This is a genomic window from Rhodococcus sp. 1163 (genome assembly GCF_002091985.1).
GTDB lineage: Bacteria > Actinomycetota > Actinomycetes > Mycobacteriales > Mycobacteriaceae > Rhodococcoides.
Genome location: NZ_MKKX01000017.1, coordinates 1 through 25,263, shown reverse-complemented (window position 1 = coordinate 25,263; position 25,263 = coordinate 1). Strand labels below are relative to the sequence as shown.

Genomic DNA, 25,263 nt, shown 5'->3' with positions numbered 1-25,263 from the left:
ACATGGAATCCGGAGTCGCAGCCGATGCCGGACCGACGGAGTGGGGTGAGGCCCCCAACGGTGTCGGTCCGTGGATCGAGGAGTACACGGCACCGCGACCGACCGATGCTCGTTACGACGCCGAACTGCTCGACAACGGAGATCGACGCAATGTCGTCGACGCCTATCGCTATTGGACACGTGAGGCGATCGTTGCCGACATCGACAGTCGTCGGCACAGTCTTCACGTCGCGATCGAGAACTTCACGAACGACGCCAACATCGGCACAGTGGTCCGGACGGCCAATGCTTTTGCTGCGCAGGCAGTTCACATCGTCGGTCGTCGTCGGTGGAATCGGCGGGGTGCGATGGTTACCGATCGCTATCAACACATTCACCACCACGCCACGGTCGCCGACTTGCTCGAGTTCGCCCGAGCGAACGCGCTGACCGTTGTCGCCGTGGACAACACACCGGGATCGGTGCCGCTGGAAACTGCGGTTCTGCCGCGTGACTGCGTGCTGTTGTTCGGCCAGGAGGGCCCGGGAGTGACGGAGGAAGCCCGCGGCGCCGCCTCGATGACGGTGTCCATCGCCCAGTTCGGGTCGACTCGAAGTATCAACGCAGGAGTGGCTGCGGGTATCGCTATGCATTCCTGGATTCGGCAGCATGCGGACTTGTCTCAGGCGTGGACCTGACTCCTTGTGTCACTCGTCTTGCCTGTAATGGCAGGATCGGGGCATGCAGGAGCAATGGTCGCAGCGTGCGGACGCCGCGGAAGGGGCGGTCTACGCGCGCCACGTACGTCGATTGTGGGGACTGCCCGGTACCGCGCTAGGAGTGGTGGCGTGGCCCCCCGTCCGGCGTGAACGACTGTTCGGACGTTGGCATTACTGGTGGCAGGCGCACTTGCTGGACTGTGCTGTCGACGCGGCAACTCGAGCGCCCACGGTCAAGCGTCGCAGGAAGCTGTCCAAAATTGCTCGCGCACATCGCATTCGGAACATCACCGGATGGACCAACAACTATTACGACGACATGGCATGGCTCGGCCTTGCGCTGGAGCGATCGCAGCGGTTGCACGCCGTCGACAATCGGTCGGCGATCCACACGATCGAATTGGAGTTGTTCGACGCCTGGGCGCCGAAGAAGGGCGGCGGAATACCGTGGCGTAAGGGTGACGATTTCTACAACACTCCGGCGAACGGGCCTGCGTCGATACTGCTTGCCCGCACCGGTCGGCTGTGGCGCGCACAGGCCATGGCGGACTGGATGGACGCACACCTGCGCGACCCGGCGACGGGTTTGATCCTCGACGGCATTCGCACGGGTGGCGTGCTCGATCGTGCGGTGTTCAGCTACTGCCAGGGCGTCGTGCTCGGAGTCGAGACCGAATTGGCAGTTCGTCTCGATGCGCCGCGGCATCGCGCACGCGTTCACGCGCTGGTTGCCGCCGTCGAGACGCACTTGTGCCGGGATCTGGTGATCGTGGGCGGGGGCGGCGGTGACGGCGGTCTGTTCGACGGCATTCTGGCGCGCAACCTCGCTTTCGTCGCCACGACGCTCCCCGGTGACTGCGACGAGGACGAACAGGCTCGCTCGCTGGCGGCGTCGATCGTGCTTGCATCGGCGGAGGCCGCGTGGGAGAACAGACTCGAGGTCGAGGACCATCCGCTGTTCGGCGCCGCCTGGAACAAGGAGGCGCGCCTGCCCGGGCCGGGGCATTCCATCGCCACGTTCACCGGTGGAACCGTCCGCTCGTCCAAGATTCCCGAGCGGGATCTATCGGTCCAACTCAGTGGATGGATGTTGATGGAAGCCGCCCACGTCGTCTCCGCGGCCGGCTTCCGGTAGCGAAGCTCTACTCGCGAACCTCTTCCACCTCGACGATTTCCGTCGGGCGGGCCATCTCTTTGCGGTACTGCCAGATGCCGAGTGCGGTACCCAAGACGAGCGCGACGATCATCGCGATCAATACCGCCGGTAGCAGCCACGGGACCTGCTCGAGGAAGCTGCCGAAGTAGAAGCCGATCAGCAGCAGTACCGGCGCCCAGATGATGGCGCCCAGGGTGCTGGCAATCGTGTATTTACGATGGTTCATGTTCGCTGCGCCTGCGACCATCGGGCAGAGCGTGCGGACCCATGGAATCCAGCGAGCCACGAGCACAGCCCAGAAGCCGTGCTTCTCTAGCAGAACATTCACTTTGTGCAGGTTCTTCGTGTTGAGGTACTTGCCGTTTTTGCGTGCGACGAGCTTGGAGCCGGTGCGGTGGCCGATGACGTATCCGGCTTGATTTCCGGCGATCGCGGCGATCATCGCGCCCACCGACAGCGCCCAGATGTGGCCGACTCCGGACGAGTGTGTGGCCATGACGATGCCTGCGGTCACGAGCATCGAGTCACCGGGAAGAAACAAGCCGATGATGACAGCGCATTCGAGAAACACGAAGGCGACGACGATGGTCCACACGACGAGGGGACCGGCAGTGGTGAGCGGTCCGAAACTGCCCATCGCCGTCATCGTCTCGGACGCTTGTACGTTGATCTGGCCGATCATGCTCGACGCACCATGTCAGGAAGTGGCGTCCCGCTGCGATTCGATCGACTCGGTCGCTTCGGCCAACGGAGTCTTGCGTGCTTTGATCATCCGTTTGCCCACCTCGATGACGATCGGGAGCACAGAGACGAGAACGATGACGATGAAGATGATGTCGACGTGCTCGCGAATGAAATCGATCTGGCCGAGCAGGTAGCCGAGCATCGTCACACCCGCACCCCAGAGGATGCCTCCGACGACGTTGTAGGTCAGGAACAGCGAGTACTTCATCTTCGACGCACCGGCGACGACGGGGGCAAACGTGCGAACGATCGGAACGAAGCGCGCCAGGATGATGGTGATCGGCCCGTGTTTTTCGAAGAAGGCATGCGACTCGTCGATGTACTTCTTCTTGAAGAAGCGCGCGTCGTTCGATTTGAAGAGGGCGGTACCGCCCTTGGAACCGATAAGGAATCCCACTTGGTCACCGAGGATCGCGGCGATGGGAATCAGGATCAGCAGGAGCCAGATGGGTGCGAACGGCTCGATGTCCGTCGACTTCGATGCCGCTATCAGCCCTGCTGTGAACAGCAGTGAATCACCGGGTAGCAGGGGAAACAGCAACCCCGATTCGATGAAAACGACTAGCAGCAATCCGACCAACACCCAGGCGCCGAACGAATTGAGCAGGTTGACCGGATCGAGGAACCCGGGCAGCAAAGCCAGGTTGGTCGTCACGGATTCCGAGGCGGCATTGAAACTCACGGCGCTCACACTACCGGCCGAACCTGGGAGAACCTGAACAACAGGTTTCGACCACCGGATACGGACTGCCCGATTAGCCGTGATCGATTTCAGAGCCCTGCGGTGGGTCCCGGGCGACACAGCGTCGGTGAGTTGCCATACTGCAGAGGACACACGGCGCGCGCCACTACGCGTGAGCGCTCGCCGATCGACTCTTTACATGGAGGAATCCACCGTGCCGATCGCAACTCCCGAGGTCTACGCCGAGATGCTTGGCCGGGCGAAGGAACACCAATTCGCATTTCCGGCTATCAACTGCGTAGGTTCCGAGTCCGTCAATGCCGCCATCAAAGGCTTCGCCGACGCAGGTAGCGACGGCATCATTCAGTTCTCGACGGGCGGCGCCGAGTTCGCGTCGGGCCTCGGGATCAAGGACATGGTCACCGGCGCAGCAGCCCTCGCCGAGTTCGCTCACGTGATCGCCGCGCGCTACGACGTCACCATCGCGCTGCACACCGATCACTGCCCGAAGGACAAGCTCGACACCTACGTACGTCCGCTGATCGCCCTGTCCCAGGAGCGCGTCGACGCAGGCAAGAACCCGCTCTTCCAGTCGCACATGTGGGACGGTTCCGCGATCGCGATCGATGAGAACCTCGAGATCGCCAAGGAACTGCTCGCCCTTTCAGCGGCAGCACGCATCATCCTCGAGATCGAAATCGGCGTCGTCGGCGGCGAAGAAGACGGTGTCGAGGCCGAGATCAACGACAAGCTCTACACCTCGAACGAGGATTTCCTCAAGACCGTCGAAGCCCTCGGCGCCGGCGACGCGGGATCGCGCTACCTGCTCGCAGCAACGTTCGGCAACGTGCACGGCGTCTACAAGCCGGGCAACGTCAAGCTGAAGCCTTCGGTGCTCGCCGACGGCCAGAAGGTCGCATCGGAGCACCTAGGTCTTGCCGAGGGTTCCAAGCCGTTCGACTTCGTCTTTCACGGAGGATCGGGCTCGGCGAAGAGTGAGATCGAAGAGGCACTCGGTTACGGCGTCGTCAAGATGAACGTCGACACCGATACTCAGTACGCATTCAGTCGGCCGATCGCTGGGCACTTCTTCAGCAACTACGACGGCGTCCTGAAGGTCGACGGCGAGGTCGGCAACAAGAAGGCCTACGACCCCCGCAGTTACCTGAAGAAGGCCGAAGCAGGGATGACCGCTCGCGTCATCGAGGCGTGCAACGACCTGAAGTCCGCCGGCCGTAGCGTGTCCGCCGGATAGGACCCTTCCTCGACCGACTCGGCCCCGCAACGTGTTTTCGTTGCGGGGCCGAGTGCTGGGCGTGATCAGAGAATTACTCCGGGGGTGCGGGGCTACTCGGGCTGCAGACTTTCCACACATCGCCGTCACGGCGCAGGTCGAAGGTGCGGGGTGAGGAGTCGGCGGGATTGGCCGCGGTGTGCGCAAGAACCTGCGCAATCGCGGCGTCACCGGTCACCTGAACGGCGTCGATGCTCTCCACGACCGGAACATTGCCCTGCTCGACGGCAATGCGGTGGACGTCGGCGAAATCGGCGTCCGGGATATCGCGGTAGAAGGTGGCGAGTTCGCCGCACGAGGCGCTTCGGAGAGTCGTCAGATCTCCGGCGCTCAATGCTTGTGTGAACGATTGGATCGACGTTCTGATCTGCGCATCGACCGAACTGCCCTCGTCGTCCCGCGAGAGGTAGGCGAAGCCCGCGACACCGATAGCGACGATCAATACCAACGCGCCCACGAGTGCGGCGATCCATCTTCTGTTCCCGGACTTCCGGGTCGAAGTGCCCTGCGTCGGTTCGATGCGCTGGGGACGGACCTGTGGCTGCGAGAGCTCACCCCGCGCGGGGATGCGTCGCGGTGCCACTGGCGGCCGGGCAGCGGGCGTTGCGCCGGCGGGCTTCACGGCCGACGGCGCAGGCTGGGGCTGTTCGGTGGTCGGCGGCACCTTTGTAAGAGCGGTGGTCTCGGCTTCGGCCGGATCGGGAGCCGCGGGAGGCGGGGTCTTCGGTGTGAGCGGCTGCTTCGCGGCCGGTGGTTCTTGTTTTCGAATCGCCTCGGTGGCGGGCTCTTCGCCCACCTCGTTCGGCTTGTCCTGCGGATCCGACACCCTGTTCTCCCAACTGACCGGACTGTGCGACGCAGACGAGCCTAGCGAGCAGAAGGGTGGGTGGACGCACGCGCGCGGAGTGTCGGGGCACAATGGGGTCCATGACTTCTTTCGGTGACCTGCTTGGACCGCAGCCGACGCTCTTGCCTGGAGACGAAGAGGCAGAGTCGGCCCTTCTCAATCACGAGGACCCGGCGAAGGTGGCTGCCGACAATCCAACGGCCTCGATTGCCTGGGCATATTTGGCGGAAGCCGCTTTGACCGCTGGACAGACGATCACCGCTTACGCTTATGCGCGCACCGGTTACCACCGCGGACTCGATCAGCTGCGTCGCAACGGATGGAAGGGGTTCGGGCCGGTCCCGTACAACCATGAGCCGAACCGAGGATTCCTCCGATGCGTCGCCGTTCTTGCAAAGGCTGCGCGCGATATCGGCGAGAACGACGAGTACGCCCGCTGCCTCGACCTCCTCGAAGACTGTGACCCGAAAGCGGCGGACGCGCTCGGCCTCGGCTGATCGCTTTCGCCCGACGGCGAAGCGTGGCAGGGCACGGCTGAAGACCGGACGTATCCGGCTCCAGTCTTCGTTGTTGCCGATCATTCAGTGTGCTTTGGCGGCCGGTGTCGCCTGGTTTGTCGCAACCGACATCGTCGGACACCCGACTCCGTTCTTCGCGCCGATTGCGGCCGTCATCTCGCTCGGCCTCTCACTGGGTTCTCGGTTGCGGCGTTCGGCGGAACTGGTTGTAGGCGTCACACTGGGGATCGGTGTAGGCGACTTGATCATTTCGGCGATCGGCAGCGGCCCCTGGCAGCTCGCTCTGGTCGTGGCACTCGCGATGGCGGCCGCGGTCTATCTCGACGGCGGTCCGATTTTTGCTATGCAGGCAGGCTCCTCGGCCGTACTTGTTGCGACGCTCATTCCACCCGGAAACTCCGGCGGAATCGACCGGATGGTCGACGCGTTGGTCGGCGGGCTGGTCGCGATCGCGATCGTTGCGCTGATTCCGACGCATCCGGTGTGGCGGGCGCGCAAGGACGCGGCGAAGATTCTGAAAACGGCGTCCGAGGTGTTGCAGAAGGTGGCCGACGGTCTCGTTGCCAACGACCCGAAGCCCATCGAGGAAGCGCTGAAGAAGGCGCGTGCGACGCAATCGGATATCGACACCCTGCGCAGTGAACTCAAGGGTGGCCGAGAGATCGCGCGAATCTCACCGTTGTACTGGAGGCAACGCAACCGCCTTGCGGGTTTGGCCAAGACAGCTGATCCGCTCGACAATGCAGTGCGCAATATTCGGGTGCTGGCGAGGCGTTCGCTGTCTCTGGTGCGTGACGACGAGATCCTCGATCCGCGACTCGTCGACGAGGTCGAGAAGCTCTCGCAAGCGGTGGATGTGCTGCGGCGGATGATTCTCGCCGATCCCGGGCAGCGTCCCGACGCGGCCGACGCGGCGCGGGCACTGCGGTCGGTCGCATCCGGTGCGAAACCTGAACTGATCGACAATGCAGGTCTGTCCGCGACGGTGGTGTTGGCTCAGTTGCGGTCGATCATCGTCGATCTGCTGCAGGTGGCCGGTCTGAAGCGGATATCGGCTCTGGCGACGTTGCCGCCGACCGTCGAGAAGCCGGGTGTGACTCCGGACGTGTTCTGAGGGACGACGCCGTTGCACATATGCGTATGTACGCATATGGTGAGGTCGTATCGAACGACCGGAGGGGAATCATGGGCGCGGGGCACGGACACAGTCATGGCATGTCGGGATCCGCGCCGGCAGTAGGCCCGTCGAGCGGTCGGATCCGCAAGATGTTCATCGCGCTGGCGATCCTCGTGGTATTTCTCATCGTCGAGGCCACGGTGGCGTTGGCGATCAACTCGCTGGGTCTGCTGGCAGATGCCGGCCACATGCTCACCGACGTGCTCGGAATGTCGATGGGACTGATCGCCCTTCTCCTCGCACGCAAGGGGAGTGCCGTCGCCGCTCGGACTTTCGGATGGCACCGCGCAGAAGTCCTCACCGCGATTGCCAACGCAGTCCTGCTCCTCGGTGTCGCGGTCTTCATCATGTACGAGGCCATCGATCGAATCGGAGATGCGCCCGACATCCCCGGGCTGGCGATGATCCTGACGGCCGCGGCCGGTCTCGTAGCCAATCTCGTTGTCATGCTTCTCATTCGCGGCGATGCCAAGGACAGTATCGCGGTACGCGGTGCCTACATGGAGGTGTTGGCAGATGCAGTCGGTAGCGTCGGCGTCCTCATCGCCGGTGTGCTTCTGCTGGTGTTCGATTGGACGTGGGCGGACGTCGTCATCGGTGTGCTCATCTCACTGTGGGTCGTTCCGCGTGCACTCAAGCTGGCCGGGTCCGCGTTGCGCATCCTGACGCAAGCGAGCCCCGGACATGTCGATGTCGAAGCCGTCGAAGCGGATCTCGCTGCTCTTCCCGGTGTCGTCGGAGTGCACGATCTCCATATCTGGACGCTCACTACAGGTATGGACGTCGCGACGGTTCACCTCGAGTGTGATGGCTCGGGTTCGGTATTGCTCCAGCGCGCAAAGGCAGTCCTGGCCACCTACGGCCTCGATCACGCAACCGTTCAGGTCGAGCCGAGTGCTCAAGGCGCTACGTGCAAGGACGAACTCACCTGGTGAAAGTCCGCACCGGAGCGCCCGGCTTCCACAGCCGAACCTTCAACTTGTCCTCGGCTATTTCCGTCAGGACAACCTCGGAGATATCGAGATCGAAGACGTTGTAGGGGGACAGTTCGGGCGGTGCCGCGTCGAATATCTTGTGCAGCGCTTCGGGATCCACGAGTTCGACGGCATGCCCCGAGATTTTCGCGTCGCCACCCTCCATCGAATGATCTCCGGGGTTGCTGTGGATCGCATATCGCGGATCGCGCTGTAGGTCACGCGCTTTGAGGGCATTGAGCATCGAACCCAAGCGCAAGGTTCCATTGTCGAGGAATTCCACCTCGGTGCCGCTCACTCGAGGTGATCCGTCTGCACGGATCGTCGCCAGTACATGATGCTTGTGCGCGCCGAACCTGGCGGAAACGGCCTTCGCCAGCTCCGGCGCCGCGCTCTCGAATTCTCCCCACGTAGCCATGGACACAGTATGCAACCATGTTGGTCTCACGAGAAGGGGCGCTTACGGCACCAACACCGCCTTCCCGATACATCCGAGGCGATCTCGGTGACGAGACTGCATGGACAGACGATATCGTGAGAGATTCACGATGGTCCCTCGAGTCGAATTCAGGCCCAGAATCTCATGAGGTAATTGCCGTACTGCGCGTAGATCTCTGGAATTCCGGACAGGCCGAATATCCAATAAATCGCGCCGAAGAATGCCGAATTGATAGCCGGGACGAACAGGAATGCGACAAGAACCAGAATTCCGTAGCCCTTGAAATTCGCGAGCGCACGGCGGGTGTCGTACGACAGATATGGCTCGAGTGCGGCGTAGCCGTCGAGACCCGGAACCGGGAGCAGATTGAGAATCGTGGCCATAACTTGGAGAAATGCCAGAAAGCTGAGTCCCCACCAGAAGACGAGGTGGTTGCCGTCCATCCCCCAAATGCGGATCACCGCCAGGAGTAGAACGGCAATCAGTGCATTTGCGGTGGGGCCGGCCAGCGCGATTCGACGCTGAACTCCGGGCGCAAACATGCCCGAACGCACATAGACAGCGCCGCCGGGCAATCCGATTCCGCCGATGGCGATGAAGACGATCGGGAGGACGACCGACAGGAGAGGGTGTGAATACTTCAGCGGGTTGAGCGTCAGATACCCACGCAGTTCCACCTCGCGGTCACCGGCACGGAACGCGGTGAAAGCATGCCCGAACTCGTGCAGGCAGACCGAGACGATCCAACCGGCCAGAACCAGCACGAAGACACCCGCGCGCGACCACATCGAGGTCGGCTCGGCTGTCCATGCCAGCGCGCCACCGGCTGCGGCGACGGCGACAACCCCGAGAAATATCGGACTCGGCTTCACCGCACCAGCAACCACTCCTGGTCGTGGCGGTAGAACGTCGAGCGTTTGACCTCACGGTCACCCGGGACGCCGTCGCGCGTCAGTTGCGCGGCGTTTGCTCCGAGCTGCATCGCGCGGCCGAAAGTCCACCGCCGTTCGAACAATCGACGACGGCCGATGACGCGGGCCTTCAAACCGGGCATCTCGGGCGTCGGCATCACTTCTACACCGGAGACGGTTCCCGAGAAGAGCTTTGTGTCGTCCACATACGCCTCGCCCTCCAGGTTGCCGCCGGCGTTACCTTCGACCAACGCTTTTCCTACGATTGCCTTGCCCGCGTCGTCACGAATGAGGGGCGTCGGTGTGGCAGTGCCGGTCATCGCTACCTTCGCGGCGCGTGAGCCGCTTCCGAGCCGGTAGTTGATGCCCGCCGCGGTCGTCGTCTCGGGGACGAATGCCAGCTCGATGTGCAGGCGTTCGGTCCGCATCAGTCTGGTCAGCACAGCCGCCAGTGATGCGTCGTCACCGAGGACGATCACTCGGGGATCCAACACTGCTCCCACCGCCGCAAACAACGCGTCGCATTCGTCGTTCGTGGGGATCTTCGAAGCCGACGTCAACGGAACGTCGGTCAACGTGATCGGCAGGAGCGGAGTTCCGCATTGCAGGACGAACGGTGTCACAGTGCTCCCCATGCGGGCCGGTCGGCGGCCCGCGCCTTGTCTCGAGTCTTTCGCGAACTGTCTGGAGTCTTCCGCATACTTTCGCCAACCACCGTAGCGCCACGACGGGCAAGCCGTTGCCTCGGCTAGACTGACGCCCCGGCACTGCCGTGAGCTTGGCAGCACGCTGCAACAGCCACCACTGCACAAGAAGTCACTGCACCAAAAACCACCAGGAGAGCACATGCCGGCGATAGTCCTGATCGGCGCCCAATGGGGCGACGAGGGCAAAGGCAAAGCGACCGATTTGTTCGGCGAGCGACTTCAGTGGGTCGTTCGCTATCAAGGCGGCAACAACGCGGGCCACACGGTGGTGCTCCCCAGCGGCGACAAGTTCGCTCTGCACTTGATTCCGTCGGGCATCTTGACGCCGGGCGTGAAGAACGTGATCGGCAACGGCGTCGTAGTCGACCCCGGTGTGCTGCTGTCCGAACTGGCAGGGCTCGAAGAGCGCGGCGTCGATACCTCTGGCCTGCTGCTCAGTGCCGATGCGCACCTGATCATGCCGTACCACGTTGCCATCGACAAGGTAACCGAACGCTTTCTCGGTGCCAAGAAGATCGGCACGACGGGACGCGGTATCGGGCCTTGCTACCAGGACAAGTTCGCTCGAGTCGGCGTCCGTGCGGCCGACGTGCTCGACGAGAAAATACTCACGCAGAAGGTCGAGGCTGCACTCGAGTTCAAGAATCAGGTGCTGTCGAAAATCTACAACCGACGCGCACTCGACCCACAACAGGTGGTCGACGAGGTTCTCGAACAGGCAGAGGGCTTCAAACACCGAATCTCCGATACGCGACTCGAACTCAACCTTGCCCTCGAACGCGGTGAGACGATCCTGCTCGAGGGCTCGCAGGGCACGCTGCTCGACGTCGACCATGGCACCTACCCGTACGTGACGTCGTCGAATCCGACGGCAGGCGGCGCAGCGGTCGGGTCCGGCATCGGCCCCAACAAGATCACTACGGTGCTCGGCATCTTGAAGGCGTACACGACACGAGTCGGATCGGGCCCCTTCCCGACCGAGCTGTTCGACAACTTCGGCGAGTACCTCGCAGTGCAGGGCGGCGAGGTCGGTGTCACGACCGGGCGTGCGCGTCGCACCGGGTGGTTCGACGCGGTCATCGCCCGCTACGCAACGCGTGTGAACGGCATCACCGACTACTTCCTGACCAAACTGGATGTGCTCTCGAGTCTGGAGACCGTCCCGATCTGTGTTGCCTACGACGTCGACGGTGTGCGTCACGACGAAATGCCGATGACACAGACCGGTTTTCACCACGCCAAGCCGATCTACGAAGAGATGCCCGGATGGTCGGAAGACATCACCGGTGCTCGAAAGTTCGAGGATCTGCCGATCAACGCGCAGAACTACGTGCTTCGCCTCGAAGAACTGTCCAAGGCATACATCTCCTGCATCGGCGTCGGTCCAGGACGGGATGAAACCATCGTGCGTCGGGATATCCTCGGCTGACTTTTTTCAGTATTCGATTATCGGCCCCGGGAACTCAGGTTCCCGGGGCCGATTTTTTATTTCTGCGTGAAGGCATGAAAAAGACCGTCGGCTTACTTTGAAGGTAATTGCCGACAGCTAATTCTTTTCAGCGATGAATGTCTAGCATTCTCCCTATTTGGAGGGACTTATTCGTAAACGCTTTTTTTGTCGCCATTCGATCGCACTCGACGTGCGATCTTTTCCTGGTAAAGGGTAGTTAAACAATTCTTTGGACTTTTAAGTTTGCCTAGGTAATAAACCGGCTAGTCTTGACGACACATTGGAAACCGCACCCAGTTGCGTGGGCCAATCGAGGCCAAATAGACCCAATCCGGTCGCACCTATCTGGCCTACTCACTGGGCCACACCAGAGAAAGCAGAACAATATGAAAAAAGCAACCAAAGGCGCAGTAGCCGCAGGCGCCGCAGCTGTATTGCTGCTCGGCGGTTTGGGATCTTTCGCTCTGTGGAACGACAGCGAAGATATCGCCGGTGGAACGATCACATCGGGTGAATTGTCTTTGACCCAAGCGACGGCACCGGTGTGGACTCAGACGACAAGTGATGTGAATCCGGCAGGCGAAATCGCCGACATTTCGGCTTACCGAATCGTTCCGGGCGACATCATCACCTACTCGGCCAGCTACGGCATCTTGGCTGACGGTGACAACCTGTTGGCTGACCTGTCGGTCAATATCGCTGACATCGCCCCGGGCGCAGGCAATGCGGAGCTGGATGATGCTGTCGACGTCAGTATCGCTGCCACGTCCGGCACGACGACACTACCGACCAACGGCGACGTAGTTCGACTCACGTCGGGCGATCAAACGGTGAATCTCACCATTACATTCGACTTCGATAGCGCGACCGCAGGCCAGGTTGCGCAGAACCAGCAGTTGGACCTCGATGCCTTCACTCTCGTGCTCCAGCAGTCTCGGACATAGTTAGTCGAGTCTCGGGTTGAAGCACAGGCGCTACTGGGCGCTCGCAGCCGCGTCCGTCGTCGTGCTGGTCTTCGGATCAGCACAGACGACGGGCGCGTTGTGGCGTGATCAGGAAGTGGTTGCCGGTGGAACGGTCACTTCGGGCACTTTGGACATCAAGGTGGGTCCATCGGGTACCGAGGTGAACAACTACACCCTCGCGGCGTTGGGGGCGACTAATTTGAGGCCCAACGGGTTCTCGCAGGCACCGCTGTCGATTCGTAATGCAGGTAATCAGCCGTTCAACTACCGGTTGCAAGGTGCTTCGGTCAGTGGGGTGAACCCCATCCCGTTCAACTTGACCATCACCAAAGTTGTTGCAGCAGCCAACTGCGTGGTGAACGGCGGTGCGCCTACCGGTAGCACGACCGTTCTGTTCAACGGACCGGCATCCAATGCGCAAGTTCCAGTTGCTCCCGCCGCCAGATTGCTTGCACCCACAGCGAACGAGGTGTGGTGCTTTCGATTGGCGACGGTTTCTGAACCACCACAGAGCGCGACTTCGCAGGTCACGTTTTCGTTCAGGGCGGATCAGACATGAGTTCCGTCGATGACACCGATGTCATCCCGACTTTTTCGGCGGAGAAGGCTGACGAGAAGAGCGGGGTTCGGTGGTGGTTCAGCCGTATCGTTTCCTACACATTGTTGGCGGCGATGCTGTTGATTCTGGCTGTGACAGTGGTACTTCCGCGAGTCACGGGGGCGACCCCGTACACGATTCTCACCTCGTCGATGCGGCCTGCGTATCCGCCGGGCACCCTGGTGGTCGTGAAGCCGGTCGATCCACACGAGCTCGGAGTCGGTACCCCCATCACCTACCAATTTGCCTCAGGCTTGCCGGAGTTGGTGACGCACCGAATTGTGGCAATCCGACAGAGCGGTGCAGGTGAACTCACCTTCATCACCCGCGGGGACAACAACGGCTCCGACGACGAGAATCCGGTGCAGGTCGGCCAGATTCGCGGCAAACTCTGGTACGCAATTCCCTACATGGGCTATGTCAATAATTGGCTCAACGGTGAACAGCGGAAGATCACGGTGACGATCATCGTGATCGGGCTTGCGGGGTATGCGCTCTACATGTTCGGCAGCGCCGGAATGGAGCATCGCAACAAGCGGAAGGCATCTGGAGCGCCATGACACGTAACGTGTCGGTCTGCTGGGTCACCGGGCTCGCCACCTTGGCGTGCGTGCTGCTGATCGGCGCCGGCCCGAGCCGGCCCGTTCCGAGCGTCAGCTACAGCAGCGACGCGGAGTCGTGGACACGCACTCTTTCCGATCCGTTGTTCGACAACGATATTCGGTGGGTTCCAGGAGACAGGCGCAGCACGGAGCTTCACGTCTCGAACGACACGGACGACGATGGTCGCCTGGTTCTGTTCGTGGAGAGTCGGAACCCTGCCCTCCGAGAGATGTTGACATTGTCGGTCGAGGGCGGGGATCAGGCAGTGAGGTGCACGCACATTTCCGTACCCGCCCACGAAACACTCCTGGTCGAAACAACTCTCGAGTTGAATGTCGAGGCGAGTAATGAAACACAAAGTGCAACAGCGGGTATCGACCTCCTGGTCCAATGGGACAAAGAAGACGATGACGTATGTGTCGGGTGGGCGCTACGTAACCTGGTCGATGGACAGGAAGAGGCTCAGCCGTGATCGCGCGTAAGAGTGACGGGTTCGACCCGTCGGCCGCAATGCGGCGTGTCGGCCCCGCCCTCGTCAGTGCTCGGGCTCGTGCGATCATGTCGATCGGAATCGTTCTCGGTCTCGGTGCAGTGGGAACCCTGGCTGCATGGTCGGATACCTCGGTGGCGACGTCCGGGCAATTCGAGACGGGCACGATCGACATCAAGCTCGACGGGGTGGACAACAACCCGGCGTCGATCTCGACGGGACTGAAGAAGGCCGCAATGCTGCCCGGTGACGCGGTTTCCGCGTCGTTCGTCGTGCAGAACCAGGGCTCGGTCGTGTTCACCTACACAATTGGAGCCTCGATGACGGACGCACCCTTCGGGCAATTGCTGGTACTCGAGGCCTACGCCGGTACAACATGCACGGGCACCGTGCTCGGGACTCGAACCGGTCTCACTACCTCCACACAGCCGTTCGTGGTCAGTGGCACGACCCCACTGACACGTCCGAACGTGGCGGCAAAGGTTGGAGCGACACCAGGTGCGGACCCACTGTGCATTTCGGCCACGATGCCCTCGAGCGCGATCTTGCCGGGAACGGTGCGGACTGGAACGATCTCGCTCACTTTCACTGCGACGTCGACATGAGCGAGCCTGCAATGACACATGAGATCGACGGACCTTCCTCGAAGGTGTCCACCGCCCCCCGGCGTGTTCTGCGTGAAATCTTGCTAACGGTCGGCGCTATCAGCGGGCTGGTGTGCATCGGGATTGCGCTGGCTGCGGCAATTTTCGGTATCACGCCTCTGGTGTTTCGGTCCGGGTCGATGTCGCCGGCAATCGACACCGGCGCGCTTGCTTTTGCGAGAAGTACGCCGGCTACGGAACTCGAAGTCGGTGACGTCGTCTCGGTGACGAATGCGAGCGGGGACCGGGTAACTCACCGCATCGAATCCATCGAAGTCGTAACGGGTAACAGCGCTACTCTCGTACTCAAGGGTGACGCCAACACGGACGTCGATTCCGAGCCTTACGTAGTCAGCGAGGCGGATCGAATTCTGTTCAGTGTGAACAGGCTTGGGTACGTCGTCACCTGGTTGTCCGGGCCGGTCGCGGTCTTCGCCGGAGGCGTGCTTGTGGGTGTGCTGCTGATGGTTGCATGGCGCCCGGGTGGCCTGCAGCCGACGTCGAGAGTCGATCCAGAGGTGAACGATGAACCCGCCGAATAGATCACCTGTGCGCCGTGCGCTGGAATCGCTGACGAGTACTCGCGCTCGAATCCTTCTCACTCTCGGCATCGTTCTCGGGCTGGGCACGGTCGGCACGATGGCTGCGTGGACCGACAATTCGACGGCCACCTCCGGAACCTTCAGCACCGGAACCGTCAGCTTGCTGATCAACAACGTCAGTCCATACAACTTCACCAGCTTGACGCTTGCGAGCATGTTGCCCGGTGAAAGCAGGGCGGCAACCCTGCAGGTTCAGAACAAGGGCACGGTTCCGTTGAAATACAGCATGAGTGCGACGACGCCGGCGGGAAGTCCAGCGCTCACGGAATTCCTACAGATCACCATCTTCCCGGGCGCCTCGCCCACCAACACCACGACCAACGGGATGCGGACCGGGGGTTGCACGGGTACGCAGGTGGGGCAGGCGACGCTCGCAGCCGGTGCATCGGTCAACGTCATCACCACTGTCCGTGATCTTGCCGCGACCACCGGCGTGGACGATCTGTGTGTCATTGCCAAACTTTCCGCGACGGCACCGACCACGGTGCAGAACCAGACGCTGAGCGCGGTCACCTTCAACTTCTCCGCGACGACAGTGTGAGGTCGAGATGAGTATGCAAGCGAATCGAACAAGTCCGAGCCCGGCGCGGGGCGTCCGCAGGACTGCCCTGATATTTGCCGCGACCGTCGGTGCAGTTGTCGGATTCGCGGTCCTGGCGTCACTGATCTTCGGGGTCAAGGCACTCGTTTTCCAATCCGGTTCCATGTCGCCGACCATCGAGACCGGCGCACTCGGCTTCGCGCATTCCGTGCCTGCCGCCGATATTCGCCTCGGTGACGTGATCAGTGTCGACGGTGAGGGTGGTACTCGAATCACTCACCGTGTGGTCGGCATCGACGCCAGCTCCGGTGACGCCGCAGAAGTTCGGCTTCGGGGCGATGCCAACCAGCAAGCAGACCTCGTGCCGTACGCCATCACGTCCGCAGACCGAGTCTTCTTCCACGTGAACGGGTTGGGTTACGTTCTCGTCTGGCTCTCGAACCCGTTTGTCGCTGCGGCCGGCGTACTCGGTGCAGCTCTAGCGCTGTCGACGGCCGTTCGGCCGAACTGGCGACGACGGAACACTCACCTGCACAGTCGAGTTCGTGATGAGGCGTCGAATTCCGAACCGGCTATCCCCGCGCAGGGATCGACCAAGATTCTTTACCGCAGTCCTCTCGTTCTGACTTTGGTGCTCCTGACGGCCGTCAGCACCGCAGACGTTTCGGGCACCAGTGCCGCCCTCACCGCCACGGCAGCTGCGAAGAGCGGTGCGTTCGGTTCGAAGGCGGCCTTCGTACCGAGGATCAATACCCCTCTCAGCGGCGGCAGGCTCGTTGACTGTCAGGAGCCAGGCTTCTACGACATCCTTGTGAGTTGGACACACATCGGTGCGCCGTACACGTACAAAATAGCGCTGAGAACTATGAACAACCAGATCTACACGACGTTCAACGTGACTCCACCAGTAGGGGCTGCCGCAGGGGCCACGGTCACTGCCGGCTACGGGCCGTTTCCCAATACAAATGGACTTGCTTTCGACTTCAACCTCGAAGTACATACTGCGCTCCCCTCCTCCGGTGCGGTGTCATCCGCCTGGGCGGGAACGGTGATCCATCGTCCGGCATCAGGCACACGGGCCCGGTGCGGCAGAGCGAGCAGCACCGGAATTGTGCGGGACGTATCCGGGGACGATCCAGTTCCGGCGAACACCCCAGCAATGGCCGGGGCGCAGCGTCGGTCTCTCGATCCCGAGCGGACCAGCGAAGCCGCGCCGACGACTACTCCCGGTGCAGCGTCGACAACCGATCAGCCGTCGACGACCCAGCCGGCACCTGATGAGCCGTCAACGCCAGCGCCGTCCGCAACGGCCGCCCCCGGAGAGACGAGCATTACCTCGCCGGACTCGCCAGCACCGACCGTCCCACCGATAGCGCCTGCGCCGACGGAGGAGCCGCTCACCTCACCCGTCGGATCGTCGTCGGGCAATTACACGGCACAGGTCGTCCAGTCGGCTACCGGACCCAGCGCCGTGATCAGGAACGGGGATACCGAGGTGTACCGCACCGGTGTCTCGGCCGAGGACGTGGTGGGATGGGTGCCGGGCACCGATGTGCTGCAGATCGTGACAGAGAGCGGCACGTGGACGGTCTCCAACTCCGCTGGCGTCTGGGTCAAGACTGCGGTCGTACCGCCCCCGGCAGCGCCGCCCGTGCCCGCGCCGGGTCAGGCACCGTTGGAACAGGAGCCGGAAGAGCCCGTTCCTTCTACCGAATCTGGGCCTGCCTAGAGATCGCCCGGTGGGGCTGCAGGGCATCCAACAGTGAGCGACTCGCTAGGTAGAAAAACGAATATCTTCGATTCGACTTCCCGGAACGTTGAAAAGGGGGGACAATAGTGGGCAATTAATGCGACGGAAGGTCGGTCGATGCCCACTACATACTGCGGTCTCGAAGTTTTCGGATATCAATTCGATCGCTTTGCCTACGAGCACCCGTGGATCGGCGAGCAGGTCGGCGATTTCATGCTCGGTCCAGGTGGCGGAGGAATGCTCGAATACCGGAATGCGACGGTGTTCGCACTCCCCGAGGGCGGCGCCCACGAAGTGCACGGGGAGATACTTGCCTTCTATCTGAAGCACAGCGGACCGTACGGCTCGCTGGGTTACCCGATCAGCAACGAAAAGCCCACGCCCACGGGTTACGGGCGCTACAACCTGTTCGAGCGCGGATCGATCGGTTGGATGCCCGAGACGGGAGCCTTCATCATCGGTGGCCGAAGCGAAGGCGACGCGACGGCACCGGGTTCCGAGGCAGGTAATGCGCCTTCTGCCGACTTACCCGCGGATTCGATCTCCATTCCTGCCTGAAAGATACCGCTGGATTCTTTTCCTGTGGTAATTCAAGCCCGACGGATTGATTCATCGAATTCGAATGAATAAGAAACTTGCGGAATTGATTACCTGAACATTTATTGAATCTGCACTTACACGCAACTCTTCTCGCTCGAGCGCGGTCAAAAAAGTGTCGGCTCCCCGAACCCCGCAACACCCTCGATCGACAGAATCTTCTCCTTGGTGCTCGCCCCGCCCGGTGCGGAGAATCCGCCCATCTCGCGCCCAGCGCCGAGGACGCGGTGGCACGGGATGATGATCGGAACCGGGTTACGGCCCAGCGCTCCGCCCACTGCCTGCGCGGCACCTGGCTGCCCGAGCCGAGCAGCGAGCGCCCCATACGTCATCGTCGACCGAAGCGGTATGGCCCGCGTGACGCTGTAGACCGCACCGTCGAACTCCGAGACGTCGAGGACTACCGGAATTGCAGAAAGATCGACGCGCTTGCCGTCGAGGAGTGCAGTGATCAGTTCGACGGCCTCTCGGGCCGCACCCAGTGGAACTGCCGGTTCACCGCCGAAGCCATGCAGATACTCCGACAGTGCGTCGCCCGATTCCGGTAATCCGACGGCGGTGATACCGGCGTCGGACCAGGCCAGGCCACACCTCCCGAGAGCGGTATCGAAGAGTACGTAGGGCACCCCTCCAGTATGAACCAGTCCACTGGATGGGTCATTGGATTTGATTCCGAATGCCAGTGGGCGAATACTCGAGCGATGGCTACGAGGGTTCTCCATGCGACATCGCTGGCACGCGATCTAGGACGCTGGCGCACCGATGCCGATGACGGGTCCAGTAGGCGTCGGACGTCCCGGCCGACGTACCGGGCGCTCGCCGACGGCGTCCGACTCCTCATTCACGACGGGCGGATCCCGTTGGGGGTGGGTCTGCCGAGTGAGCGGGACCTCTCCGCTGCGCTCGAGCTGAGCCGTACCACGATCACCTCTTCGTACGCAGTCCTTCGCGAGGAGGGCTACCTCATCAGCAAGCAGGGCGCGCGCAGCACGGTCGCCCTTCCCGACGCGGCGCGCCCCAACGGCATACTCCTCCAGACGAGGTCGTCGAGCGGGCCGGTGGTGGACATGAGCCACGCTGCGATGGCGGCCCCGACCGAGGCGATGCTGGCGGCGTACGGCTCTGCGCTGCAAGCACTTCCAACGTACTTGTCCACGCACGGCATGGAGCCGATCGGCCTCGCAGTGCTACGTGAGGCAATCGCTCGACGGTTCACCGAGCGGGGCCTCGCGACCACCCCCGATCAGATCATGGTCACCTCTGGAGCGCAGCAGGCCCTGGGGTTGTTGTTGGGCACGTTGACCTCGCCGGGTGATCGCGTGCTGATCGATCATCCGACGTACCCCAACGCGCTCGAGGCGATCCGGCGCATCGGCGCGCGACCGGTCCCGGTGCCGATCCGCCCTGACGACGACGCGTGGGATCTGGAAGGTATCCGCAGTGCGGCCAGACAGACCGCGGCGAAAGTCGCGTACATGATCCTGGACTTCCACAATCCGACGGGAAGGTGCTTGGACGCCGATGGCCGCGCTGAACTCGCGCGGATCGCCCGCGACACGTCGATGACACTGATCGTCGACGAGACGATGGTGGATCTGTGGCTCGACAGCCCACCGCCGCCACCGGTCGCGTCGTTCGGTCGGGTGTCCGGGACCGATATCGTCACCATCGGTTCGGCGTCGAAGTCGTATTGGGGTGGTCTGCGCATCGGATGGATCAGAGCAAATCCGTCGTTGATCAGTCAGCTCGCGGGCTCGCGGGCCGCGCACGATCTGGGTACCTCGATCATGGATCAGCTGGCTGCAGGGTTTCTACTCGAGGACGCGGATGCGATTCTCGAGACCAGAAGGACGCAACTGCGGGAGCGTCGTAGGGTCTTGGAAGATGCTATCGCCGAACATCTTCCGGCCTGGCGTTACCGGCGTTCGACGGGTGGGATGTCGCTGTGGTTGCAGATTCCCGCGCCCGTATCGAGTGCATTGGCCGCGACTGCGCCTGCGTTCGGGGCGGTACTGGCAGCCGGTCCGCGTTTCGGCGTCGAGGGTGCGTTCGAGCGCTTCCTTCGGATGCCGTACACACGCGAACCCGCCGAGCTCGCCGCAGCGGTCACAGCCACTGCGGCGGCGTACCGGGCGTTGGCCCCCACTGTCGAGGGTCAACAACCGGCGCTCGTCTTCTGAACGAAAAAGGCTCAGCGCCAGAGTGTCTCGACGTCTGCTGCGGTCGTCGGGGGAGCGGTCGGGGTGCCGTTCGGGGTACGTGAGAAACGCGGTGCCGGGCGGTGTTGAGTGACGCCGTCGACCTCGATGAGCGTGCCGCGATCTTTCAGATGCCGTTGCTCGGGAGCTTCGGCGAACGTCAGGACCGGGGACACGCACGCGTCTGTGCCGTCGAAAATTGCAGCCCACTCGTCGCGGGTCTTGGATTTGAAGGTGGCAGTGAAAAGTTCGGCCATCTCGGGCCAGCGGTCACGCTCACCTTGGCCTGGAGTTGTCGCCGGATCCAGCTGCAGCAGTGTGAGCATCTCGGCGAAGAACTGCGGTTCCAGCGCGCCGACGGCCATGTACTTTCCGTCGGAAGTCTCGTAGGTGTCGTAAAAGGGAAATCCGGTGTCGAGCATGTTGACTCCGCGCTCGTCCGACCAGGCGCCGATGCCGCGTAGGCCCCAGATCATGTGTGAGAGTGCGGCGGTGCCGTCGACCATCGCAGCGTCGACGACCTGGCCCTTGCCTGAAGTCTGGCGTTCGAACAGTGCAGCCAGAATGCCGAAGATCAAGAACATCGACCCGCCGCCGAAATCACCGACCATGTTCAACGGTGGCACCGGGCGCTCACCCTTGCGCCCGATTGCATTCAGAACACCGGTGACGGAGATGTAGTTGATGTCGTGGCCGGCGGCCGCGGACCACGGACCTTCCTGTCCCCATCCGGTCATTCGGCCGTAGACGAGACGTGGGTTGCGGGCGAGGACATCCTCCGGGCCAAGGCCGAGTCGCTCGGTGACGCCGGGACGGAAGCCTTCGATCAGGACGTCGGCACGCTCGAGCAGGCCGAGGACTTTCTCGATGTCGGCCGGGTCCTTGAGGTTTGCTTCGACGATCGTTCGGCTACGGAGTTGCTGATCGTGTTCGGCGATCTGCCCGGCGCGTTGCACTCGGACGACGTCGGCACCGAGATCTGCCAACAGCAGCGCCGCGTGCGGCCCCGGTCCGATTCCAGCAAGTTCTACGACGCGAAGCCCCGTGAGTGGTCCACCGCTACTCGACACATTTCCTCGTTCCGATCAGGTCGGCTCGTTCGGCAGGCCGACTGGGTGTCTGGAGGTTAACTTGTGCTTGGACGTCAAAGTAGTCGGGGTATGGATAATGGGCAGGTGAGCGCGGCAATGGAATCTGGACGGATCGGCACACCTCTTACCTCGGGTGCGACGCGGGTGATGCTGCTCGGAGCAGGTGAGCTGGGTAAAGAAGTCATCATCGCGTTCCAGCGTCTCGGCGTCGAGGTGATTGCCGTCGATCGTTACGACAACGCTCCAGGCCATCAGGTAGCCCACCACTGTTTCACCATCGACATGAGCGATCCAGAACAGTTACTGTCCCTGATCGACGCCCAGCAACCGGACTTCGTGGTTCCCGAGATCGAGGCCATCGCCACCGATGCTCTCGCCGAGGTGGAGCAGCGTGGCCGCACGGTCGTCATCCCGACAGCTCGCGCAACACAGTTGACGATGAACCGCGAAGGAATTCGTAGGCTCGCAGCCGAAGAGTTGCAACTACCCACTTCGCCTTTCGCTTTCGCGGATTCACTCGACGAGGCGCGTAAGGCATTGTCCACCATCGGTTTTCCTTCGGTGATCAAGCCGGTGATGTCCTCCTCGGGTAAGGGCCAATCGGTAGTGCACGGCCCCGAGGACGTCGAACAGGCTTGGGAGTACGCGCTGAAGGGTGGCCGCGTCGACCTCGGTCGCGTCATTGTCGAAGGGTTCGTCGATTTCGACTACGAGATAACACTTCTGACCGTCCGTTCGGTTGCGGGAACAGATTTCTGCGAGCCGATCGGTCATCTGCAGGAAGCGGGGGACTACGTCGAATCCTGGCAACCCCAGCCGATGTCCGACACTGCCCTGGCACGAGCGAAAAACGTCGCCGACCGGATCACCACTGCGCTCGGTGGGCGCGGAGTCTTCGGTGTCGAACTGTTCGTCAAGGGGGACGATGTCTACTTCTCCGAGGTAAGCCCTCGCCCACACGACACCGGCCTGGTCACCCTGCGCACCCAACGCTTCTCGGAATTCGAACTGCACGCCCGTGCGATCCTCGGACTGCCCGTGGATACGACGCTCCTTTCGCCCGGCGCATCCGCGGTGATCTACGGCGGAGTCGACGCGAGAGGAATCAGCTTCGAAGGCGTCGCGGACGCGCTGGCCGTGCCGGAAACCGATCTTCGCTTGTTCGGCAAGCCGGAGAGCTTCGTGCGCAGACGGATGGGTGTTGCGGTGTCGACAGCGGCGGACATAGCGACCGCCCGGTCCAGGGCCGTCGAAGCCGCAGGAAAGGTTCACCCGGTCACGTGAGCGGCTACGCGGAAGTACTCGTGGGACTGGTTATTGCAGTGGGCTTGATCGGAGTCGTCGTTCCGATCCTGCCCGGAACGATCCTGATCTTCGCGGCGATCGGGCTGTGGGCGCTGTTGACCGGCGGTAGCGCAGCGTGGACGGCGTTCGGTATCGCGACGGTCTTGCTCGTGGTCAGCGGTGTCGTCAAGTACACCTGGCCCGGGAGGCGGATGCGCGACGCCGGTGTTCCCACGCGCTCGTTGATCCTCGGTGGATTGCTCGGCATCGTCGGCTTTTTCGTCATCCCGGTGGTCGGGCTGTTCGTCGGATTCGTGCTCGGCGTCTATGCCGCCGAACTTCCTCGGCATCGAAGTCATTCCGCCGCATGGCAATCCACGATCCATGCAACCAAAGCTGCGGGGTTGTCGATACTCGTCGAACTGTTGGGCGCCCTGCTGGCAAGCGCGGTCTGGCTTTCCGCCGTCTTCGCATTCTGAAGTGTCGGTCAGGTGACGCGATACCAGGCGCGCGCGTTGCCGTCGAGAACTGCGGGTAGGTCGCCACCGACCGCTTCGGCGATGAGGTTCAGATCGGATTCGAGGAACGGACGCGGTGCGCGCGTGCCGGGCAGATCGGTTCCGAACATCAGCGCCGTCGGATCGACATCGTGAATCCGACGCATGGTCTCCACGATGTCGAGATCCACTCTGCCGAAGCCTGTTGCTTTGACGCGCGCTCCTCGGTCCACCAGGTTGAGCAGGTACGACAAGCCTTTGGACGACATGCCGAGGTGGTCGATACTGACAGCGGGCAGCTTCGCCAGAATCGGTTCGAGCGAGAGAAGCATGGACGCATCGACGTACAGTTCGGCAGGCCATCCGACGAGGTCGAATGCGCGCCGCGCCTGCGTGGTCAGGGTTTGTATGTCGGTAGCGCCGCGCCGGAGATTCAACCGTAGAGCACGTACTCCGGCATCGTCGAGCGCGAGGATGTCCTCGTCGGTGGCGTCGGGCGAGAGTTGAATCACCCCGACCCAGCCGCGGCCCAACGCAGCCAGTGCGGCAACCATGAAAGTCTGATCGCTGCCCTGAAACGATGCGCTGACCACGGCACCACCGGTGATGCCGAGTCCGTCGATTCGGGCCGTGTAGTCGGCGATGGTGAACGGCTCCGGGACGAATCCGTTGTTTTCGACAAGGGGGTAGGCGGGATCGATGATGTGAAAGTGAGCGTCGAACACGCCTCACAGCATGACAGGTGTGTGTTTCGATGGCGTTCATGAAACCTGAAGTCACAGTTGTCCTCGAGAACTACACGTACTTGGAGTGTCCGCGCTGGCACTCCGGCCGTATCTGGGTATCGGACTTCTACAGCCAGCAGGTGATCTCTGCCGAGGCGGACGGCTCCGATGTCCGCATCGAGGCAGAGGTCCCGCAGCAGCCGTCCGGGCTGGGGTGGCTTCCCGACGGCAGGTTGCTCGTGGTGTCGATGCGCGATCAGAAGATTCTGCGGCGTGAGGACGACGGAAGCCTCGTCGTGCATGCCGATCTGTCTTCGTACGTCGGCGCCAACCTCAACGACATGCTGGTCGACGCCGGCGGCCGTGCGTATGTCGGTAACTTCGGCTTCGATTTGATGAACCTCGCGACGCCCGCGACGGCGAATCTACTGCGGGTCGATCCCGATGGCTCCGTCCACGTCGCAGCGAAAGATCTGTACTTTCCCAACGGGATGGCCATGACGGAGGACGGGGACCTGCTCGTCGACGAGACGATAGGCAACCGCGTGAGTGCGTTCGCGGTTCATCCCGATGGATCGCTCGGGGAGCGGCGTGACTGGGTGAAGTTCGCCGAACTCCCCGACATGGGCGACGTGACTGCCGCACTCGGGCAGCTGGTCGTAGCCGCCGACGGGTGCTGTATCGACACCGACGGAACGCTGTGGGTAGCCGACGCGCTCGGGCAACGTGTGGTTCACCTCGCGCACGGCAAAGGCATCATCGATCAGCTCGACTTCGATACCGGTGTCTTCGCATGCGGACTCGGTGGGGACGACGGCCGCACATTGTTCGTCTGCGCCGCCCCCGACTTCAACGAACATCAGCGCAAGGTGGAGACGGCAGGAAAACTGCTGGCAGTTCAGATATAGAGGCTGTGCGCATGTGAGTGGAAATACGTCCTTCAGGCGTATTTCCACTCACATGCCGCTAGGCCTTGTCCGGCTCGGACGCCTTCAGCATGTCCTCACGTTCGACGACTTTGACGCGTTCGCGGCCTTCTGTTTCGCCGAGGCTGCGTTCGTGGGCGTCGAGGCGGTACCAG

General features: G+C 62.3%; 29 protein-coding genes. 20 read left to right on the top strand and 9 right to left on the bottom strand.

The window, feature by feature from the left end; genetic code table 11:
• The first annotated feature begins 2 nt into the window (after positions 1–2).
• Both BJD99_RS03570 and BJD99_RS03565 read left to right on the top strand, forming a co-directional pair.
• On the top strand, positions 3–677 hold the full coding sequence (locus BJD99_RS03570; protein WP_143542066.1) for an RNA methyltransferase: 675 nt from the start codon (positions 3–5) through the stop codon (positions 675–677).
• Positions 678–720: 43 nt separating this feature from the next.
• Positions 721–1,833, top strand: a complete 1,113-nt coding sequence (locus tag BJD99_RS03565) for a glycoside hydrolase family 76 protein (protein WP_084345425.1) — start codon at positions 721–723, stop codon at positions 1,831–1,833.
• 7 nt (positions 1,834–1,840) lie between these two features.
• Here the strand turns inward: BJD99_RS03565 and BJD99_RS03560 are convergent, their stop codons facing one another.
• Positions 1,841–2,491: a DedA family protein gene (locus BJD99_RS03560; RefSeq protein ID WP_084345864.1), complete on the bottom strand. Its 651-nt coding sequence runs from the start codon at positions 2,489–2,491 to the stop codon at positions 1,841–1,843.
• A 60-nt stretch (positions 2,492–2,551) separates the two neighbouring features.
• Positions 2,552–3,280 (bottom strand): VTT domain-containing protein, encoded by a 729-nt coding sequence (locus BJD99_RS03555; protein WP_143542041.1) that lies wholly within the window; start codon positions 3,278–3,280, stop codon positions 2,552–2,554.
• A 214-nt stretch (positions 3,281–3,494) separates the two neighbouring features.
• On the opposite strand from BJD99_RS03555, the gene fbaA reads away from it, so the two are divergent.
• Positions 3,495–4,535: a class II fructose-bisphosphate aldolase gene (gene fbaA / locus BJD99_RS03550; RefSeq protein WP_084345862.1), complete on the top strand. Its 1,041-nt coding sequence runs from the start codon at positions 3,495–3,497 to the stop codon at positions 4,533–4,535.
• A 73-nt stretch (positions 4,536–4,608) separates the two neighbouring features.
• Here the strand turns inward: fbaA and BJD99_RS03545 are convergent, their stop codons facing one another.
• On the bottom strand, positions 4,609–5,400 hold the full coding sequence (locus tag BJD99_RS03545; protein WP_084345424.1) for a hypothetical protein: 792 nt from the start codon (positions 5,398–5,400) through the stop codon (positions 4,609–4,611).
• Positions 5,401–5,501: 101 nt separating this feature from the next.
• Between BJD99_RS03545 and BJD99_RS03540 the strand changes: the two genes are divergently transcribed.
• The 3 genes from BJD99_RS03540 to BJD99_RS03530 all read left to right on the top strand — a co-directional run bounded on the left by BJD99_RS03540 (position 5,502) and on the right by BJD99_RS03530 (position 8,051).
• Positions 5,502–5,918 (top strand): DUF3151 domain-containing protein, encoded by a 417-nt coding sequence (locus BJD99_RS03540; protein WP_084345423.1) that lies wholly within the window; start codon positions 5,502–5,504, stop codon positions 5,916–5,918.
• A 37-nt stretch (positions 5,919–5,955) separates the two neighbouring features.
• A complete protein-coding gene (locus BJD99_RS03535) occupies positions 5,956–7,053 on the top strand; it encodes an aromatic acid exporter family protein (protein ID WP_084345861.1) in 1,098 nt (365 codons plus the stop codon).
• Between the two features lie 71 nt (positions 7,054–7,124).
• Positions 7,125–8,051: a cation diffusion facilitator family transporter gene (locus tag BJD99_RS03530; RefSeq protein WP_084345422.1), complete on the top strand. Its 927-nt coding sequence runs from the start codon at positions 7,125–7,127 to the stop codon at positions 8,049–8,051.
• On the opposite strand, the gene BJD99_RS03525 is transcribed toward BJD99_RS03530, so the two are convergent.
• The 3 genes from BJD99_RS03525 to BJD99_RS03515 form a co-directional block, all read right to left on the bottom strand.
• Positions 8,041–8,508 carry a pyridoxamine 5'-phosphate oxidase family protein gene (locus BJD99_RS03525; protein WP_084345421.1) on the bottom strand — a complete coding sequence of 156 codons (468 nt, stop codon included), beginning with the start codon at positions 8,506–8,508 and terminating at the stop codon, positions 8,041–8,043. The genes BJD99_RS03530 and BJD99_RS03525 overlap by 11 nt on opposite strands.
• Positions 8,509–8,657: 149 nt before the next feature.
• Positions 8,658–9,401: a site-2 protease family protein gene (locus BJD99_RS03520; RefSeq protein WP_256895468.1), complete on the bottom strand. Its 744-nt coding sequence runs from the start codon at positions 9,399–9,401 to the stop codon at positions 8,658–8,660.
• Positions 9,398–10,075: a hypothetical protein gene (locus BJD99_RS03515; RefSeq protein ID WP_084345419.1), complete on the bottom strand. Its 678-nt coding sequence runs from the start codon at positions 10,073–10,075 to the stop codon at positions 9,398–9,400. Before BJD99_RS03515 ends, BJD99_RS03520 begins: the two co-directional genes overlap by 4 nt.
• Before the next feature lie 211 nt (positions 10,076–10,286).
• On the opposite strand from BJD99_RS03515, the gene BJD99_RS03510 reads away from it, so the two are divergent.
• From BJD99_RS03510 to BJD99_RS03470, 10 genes are all read left to right on the top strand, one after another.
• The gene (locus BJD99_RS03510) at positions 10,287–11,576 is read left to right on the top strand and encodes an adenylosuccinate synthase (RefSeq protein WP_084345418.1); all 1,290 of its coding nucleotides are present in this window, start codon (positions 10,287–10,289) and stop codon (positions 11,574–11,576) included.
• 407 nt (positions 11,577–11,983) lie between these two features.
• Positions 11,984–12,541 (top strand): alternate-type signal peptide domain-containing protein, encoded by a 558-nt coding sequence (locus BJD99_RS03505; RefSeq protein WP_084345417.1) that lies wholly within the window; start codon positions 11,984–11,986, stop codon positions 12,539–12,541.
• Positions 12,542–12,557: 16 nt separating this feature from the next.
• Positions 12,558–13,121: a hypothetical protein gene (locus BJD99_RS03500; protein ID WP_084345416.1), complete on the top strand. Its 564-nt coding sequence runs from the start codon at positions 12,558–12,560 to the stop codon at positions 13,119–13,121.
• On the top strand, positions 13,118–13,720 hold the full coding sequence (locus BJD99_RS03495) for a signal peptidase I (protein ID WP_084345415.1): 603 nt from the start codon (positions 13,118–13,120) through the stop codon (positions 13,718–13,720). Before BJD99_RS03500 ends, BJD99_RS03495 begins: the two co-directional genes overlap by 4 nt.
• Positions 13,717–14,235: a hypothetical protein gene (locus BJD99_RS03490; protein ID WP_084345414.1), complete on the top strand. Its 519-nt coding sequence runs from the start codon at positions 13,717–13,719 to the stop codon at positions 14,233–14,235. The genes BJD99_RS03495 and BJD99_RS03490 overlap by 4 nt, the downstream gene beginning before the upstream one ends.
• The gene (locus BJD99_RS03485; protein ID WP_256895467.1) at positions 14,232–14,858 is read left to right on the top strand and encodes a TasA family protein; all 627 of its coding nucleotides are present in this window, start codon (positions 14,232–14,234) and stop codon (positions 14,856–14,858) included. The genes BJD99_RS03490 and BJD99_RS03485 overlap by 4 nt, the downstream gene beginning before the upstream one ends.
• A gap of 11 nt (positions 14,859–14,869) precedes the next feature.
• Positions 14,870–15,439: a signal peptidase I gene (locus BJD99_RS20705; protein WP_256895466.1), complete on the top strand. Its 570-nt coding sequence runs from the start codon at positions 14,870–14,872 to the stop codon at positions 15,437–15,439.
• A complete protein-coding gene (locus tag BJD99_RS20700) occupies positions 15,423–16,040 on the top strand; it encodes a SipW-dependent-type signal peptide-containing protein (protein ID WP_143542040.1) in 618 nt (205 codons plus the stop codon). The genes BJD99_RS20705 and BJD99_RS20700 overlap by 17 nt, the downstream gene beginning before the upstream one ends.
• A 7-nt stretch (positions 16,041–16,047) precedes the next feature.
• A complete protein-coding gene (locus BJD99_RS03475) occupies positions 16,048–17,769 on the top strand; it encodes a signal peptidase I (RefSeq protein WP_084345413.1) in 1,722 nt (573 codons plus the stop codon).
• A 138-nt stretch (positions 17,770–17,907) separates the two neighbouring features.
• Positions 17,908–18,348: an LGFP repeat-containing protein gene (locus BJD99_RS03470; protein WP_084345412.1), complete on the top strand. Its 441-nt coding sequence runs from the start codon at positions 17,908–17,910 to the stop codon at positions 18,346–18,348.
• A gap of 146 nt (positions 18,349–18,494) precedes the next feature.
• Here BJD99_RS03470 and BJD99_RS03465 read toward each other — a convergent pair whose 3' ends face one another.
• The gene (locus BJD99_RS03465) at positions 18,495–19,013 is read right to left on the bottom strand and encodes a methylated-DNA--[protein]-cysteine S-methyltransferase (protein WP_084345411.1); all 519 of its coding nucleotides are present in this window, start codon (positions 19,011–19,013) and stop codon (positions 18,495–18,497) included.
• A gap of 75 nt (positions 19,014–19,088) precedes the next feature.
• Between BJD99_RS03465 and BJD99_RS03460 the strand changes: the two genes are divergently transcribed.
• Positions 19,089–20,567, top strand: coding sequence for a PLP-dependent aminotransferase family protein (locus tag BJD99_RS03460; RefSeq protein WP_084345859.1), 1,479 nt, complete (start codon positions 19,089–19,091; stop codon positions 20,565–20,567).
• Positions 20,568–20,578: 11 nt separating this feature from the next.
• Here the strand turns inward: BJD99_RS03460 and BJD99_RS03455 are convergent, their stop codons facing one another.
• Positions 20,579–21,655: a CaiB/BaiF CoA-transferase family protein gene (locus BJD99_RS03455; RefSeq protein ID WP_084345410.1), complete on the bottom strand. Its 1,077-nt coding sequence runs from the start codon at positions 21,653–21,655 to the stop codon at positions 20,579–20,581.
• Positions 21,656–21,772: 117 nt separating this feature from the next.
• On the opposite strand from BJD99_RS03455, the gene purT reads away from it, so the two are divergent.
• Both purT and BJD99_RS03445 read left to right on the top strand, forming a co-directional pair.
• Entirely contained in the window at positions 21,773–22,960 is a 1,188-nt protein-coding gene (gene purT / locus BJD99_RS03450) for a formate-dependent phosphoribosylglycinamide formyltransferase (RefSeq protein WP_179142201.1), read from the top strand.
• A complete protein-coding gene (locus BJD99_RS03445; protein WP_084345408.1) occupies positions 22,957–23,439 on the top strand; it encodes a DUF456 domain-containing protein in 483 nt (160 codons plus the stop codon). The genes purT and BJD99_RS03445 overlap by 4 nt, the downstream gene beginning before the upstream one ends.
• An 8-nt stretch (positions 23,440–23,447) precedes the next feature.
• Here BJD99_RS03445 and BJD99_RS03440 read toward each other — a convergent pair whose 3' ends face one another.
• Positions 23,448–24,182: an amidohydrolase family protein gene (locus BJD99_RS03440; RefSeq protein ID WP_084345407.1), complete on the bottom strand. Its 735-nt coding sequence runs from the start codon at positions 24,180–24,182 to the stop codon at positions 23,448–23,450.
• A 38-nt stretch (positions 24,183–24,220) separates the two neighbouring features.
• Here BJD99_RS03440 and BJD99_RS03435 point away from each other — a divergent pair, with 38 nt between their 5' ends.
• Positions 24,221–25,090, top strand: a complete 870-nt coding sequence (locus BJD99_RS03435; RefSeq protein ID WP_143542064.1) for an SMP-30/gluconolactonase/LRE family protein — start codon at positions 24,221–24,223, stop codon at positions 25,088–25,090.
• The last annotated feature ends 173 nt before the right edge of the window (positions 25,091–25,263 follow it).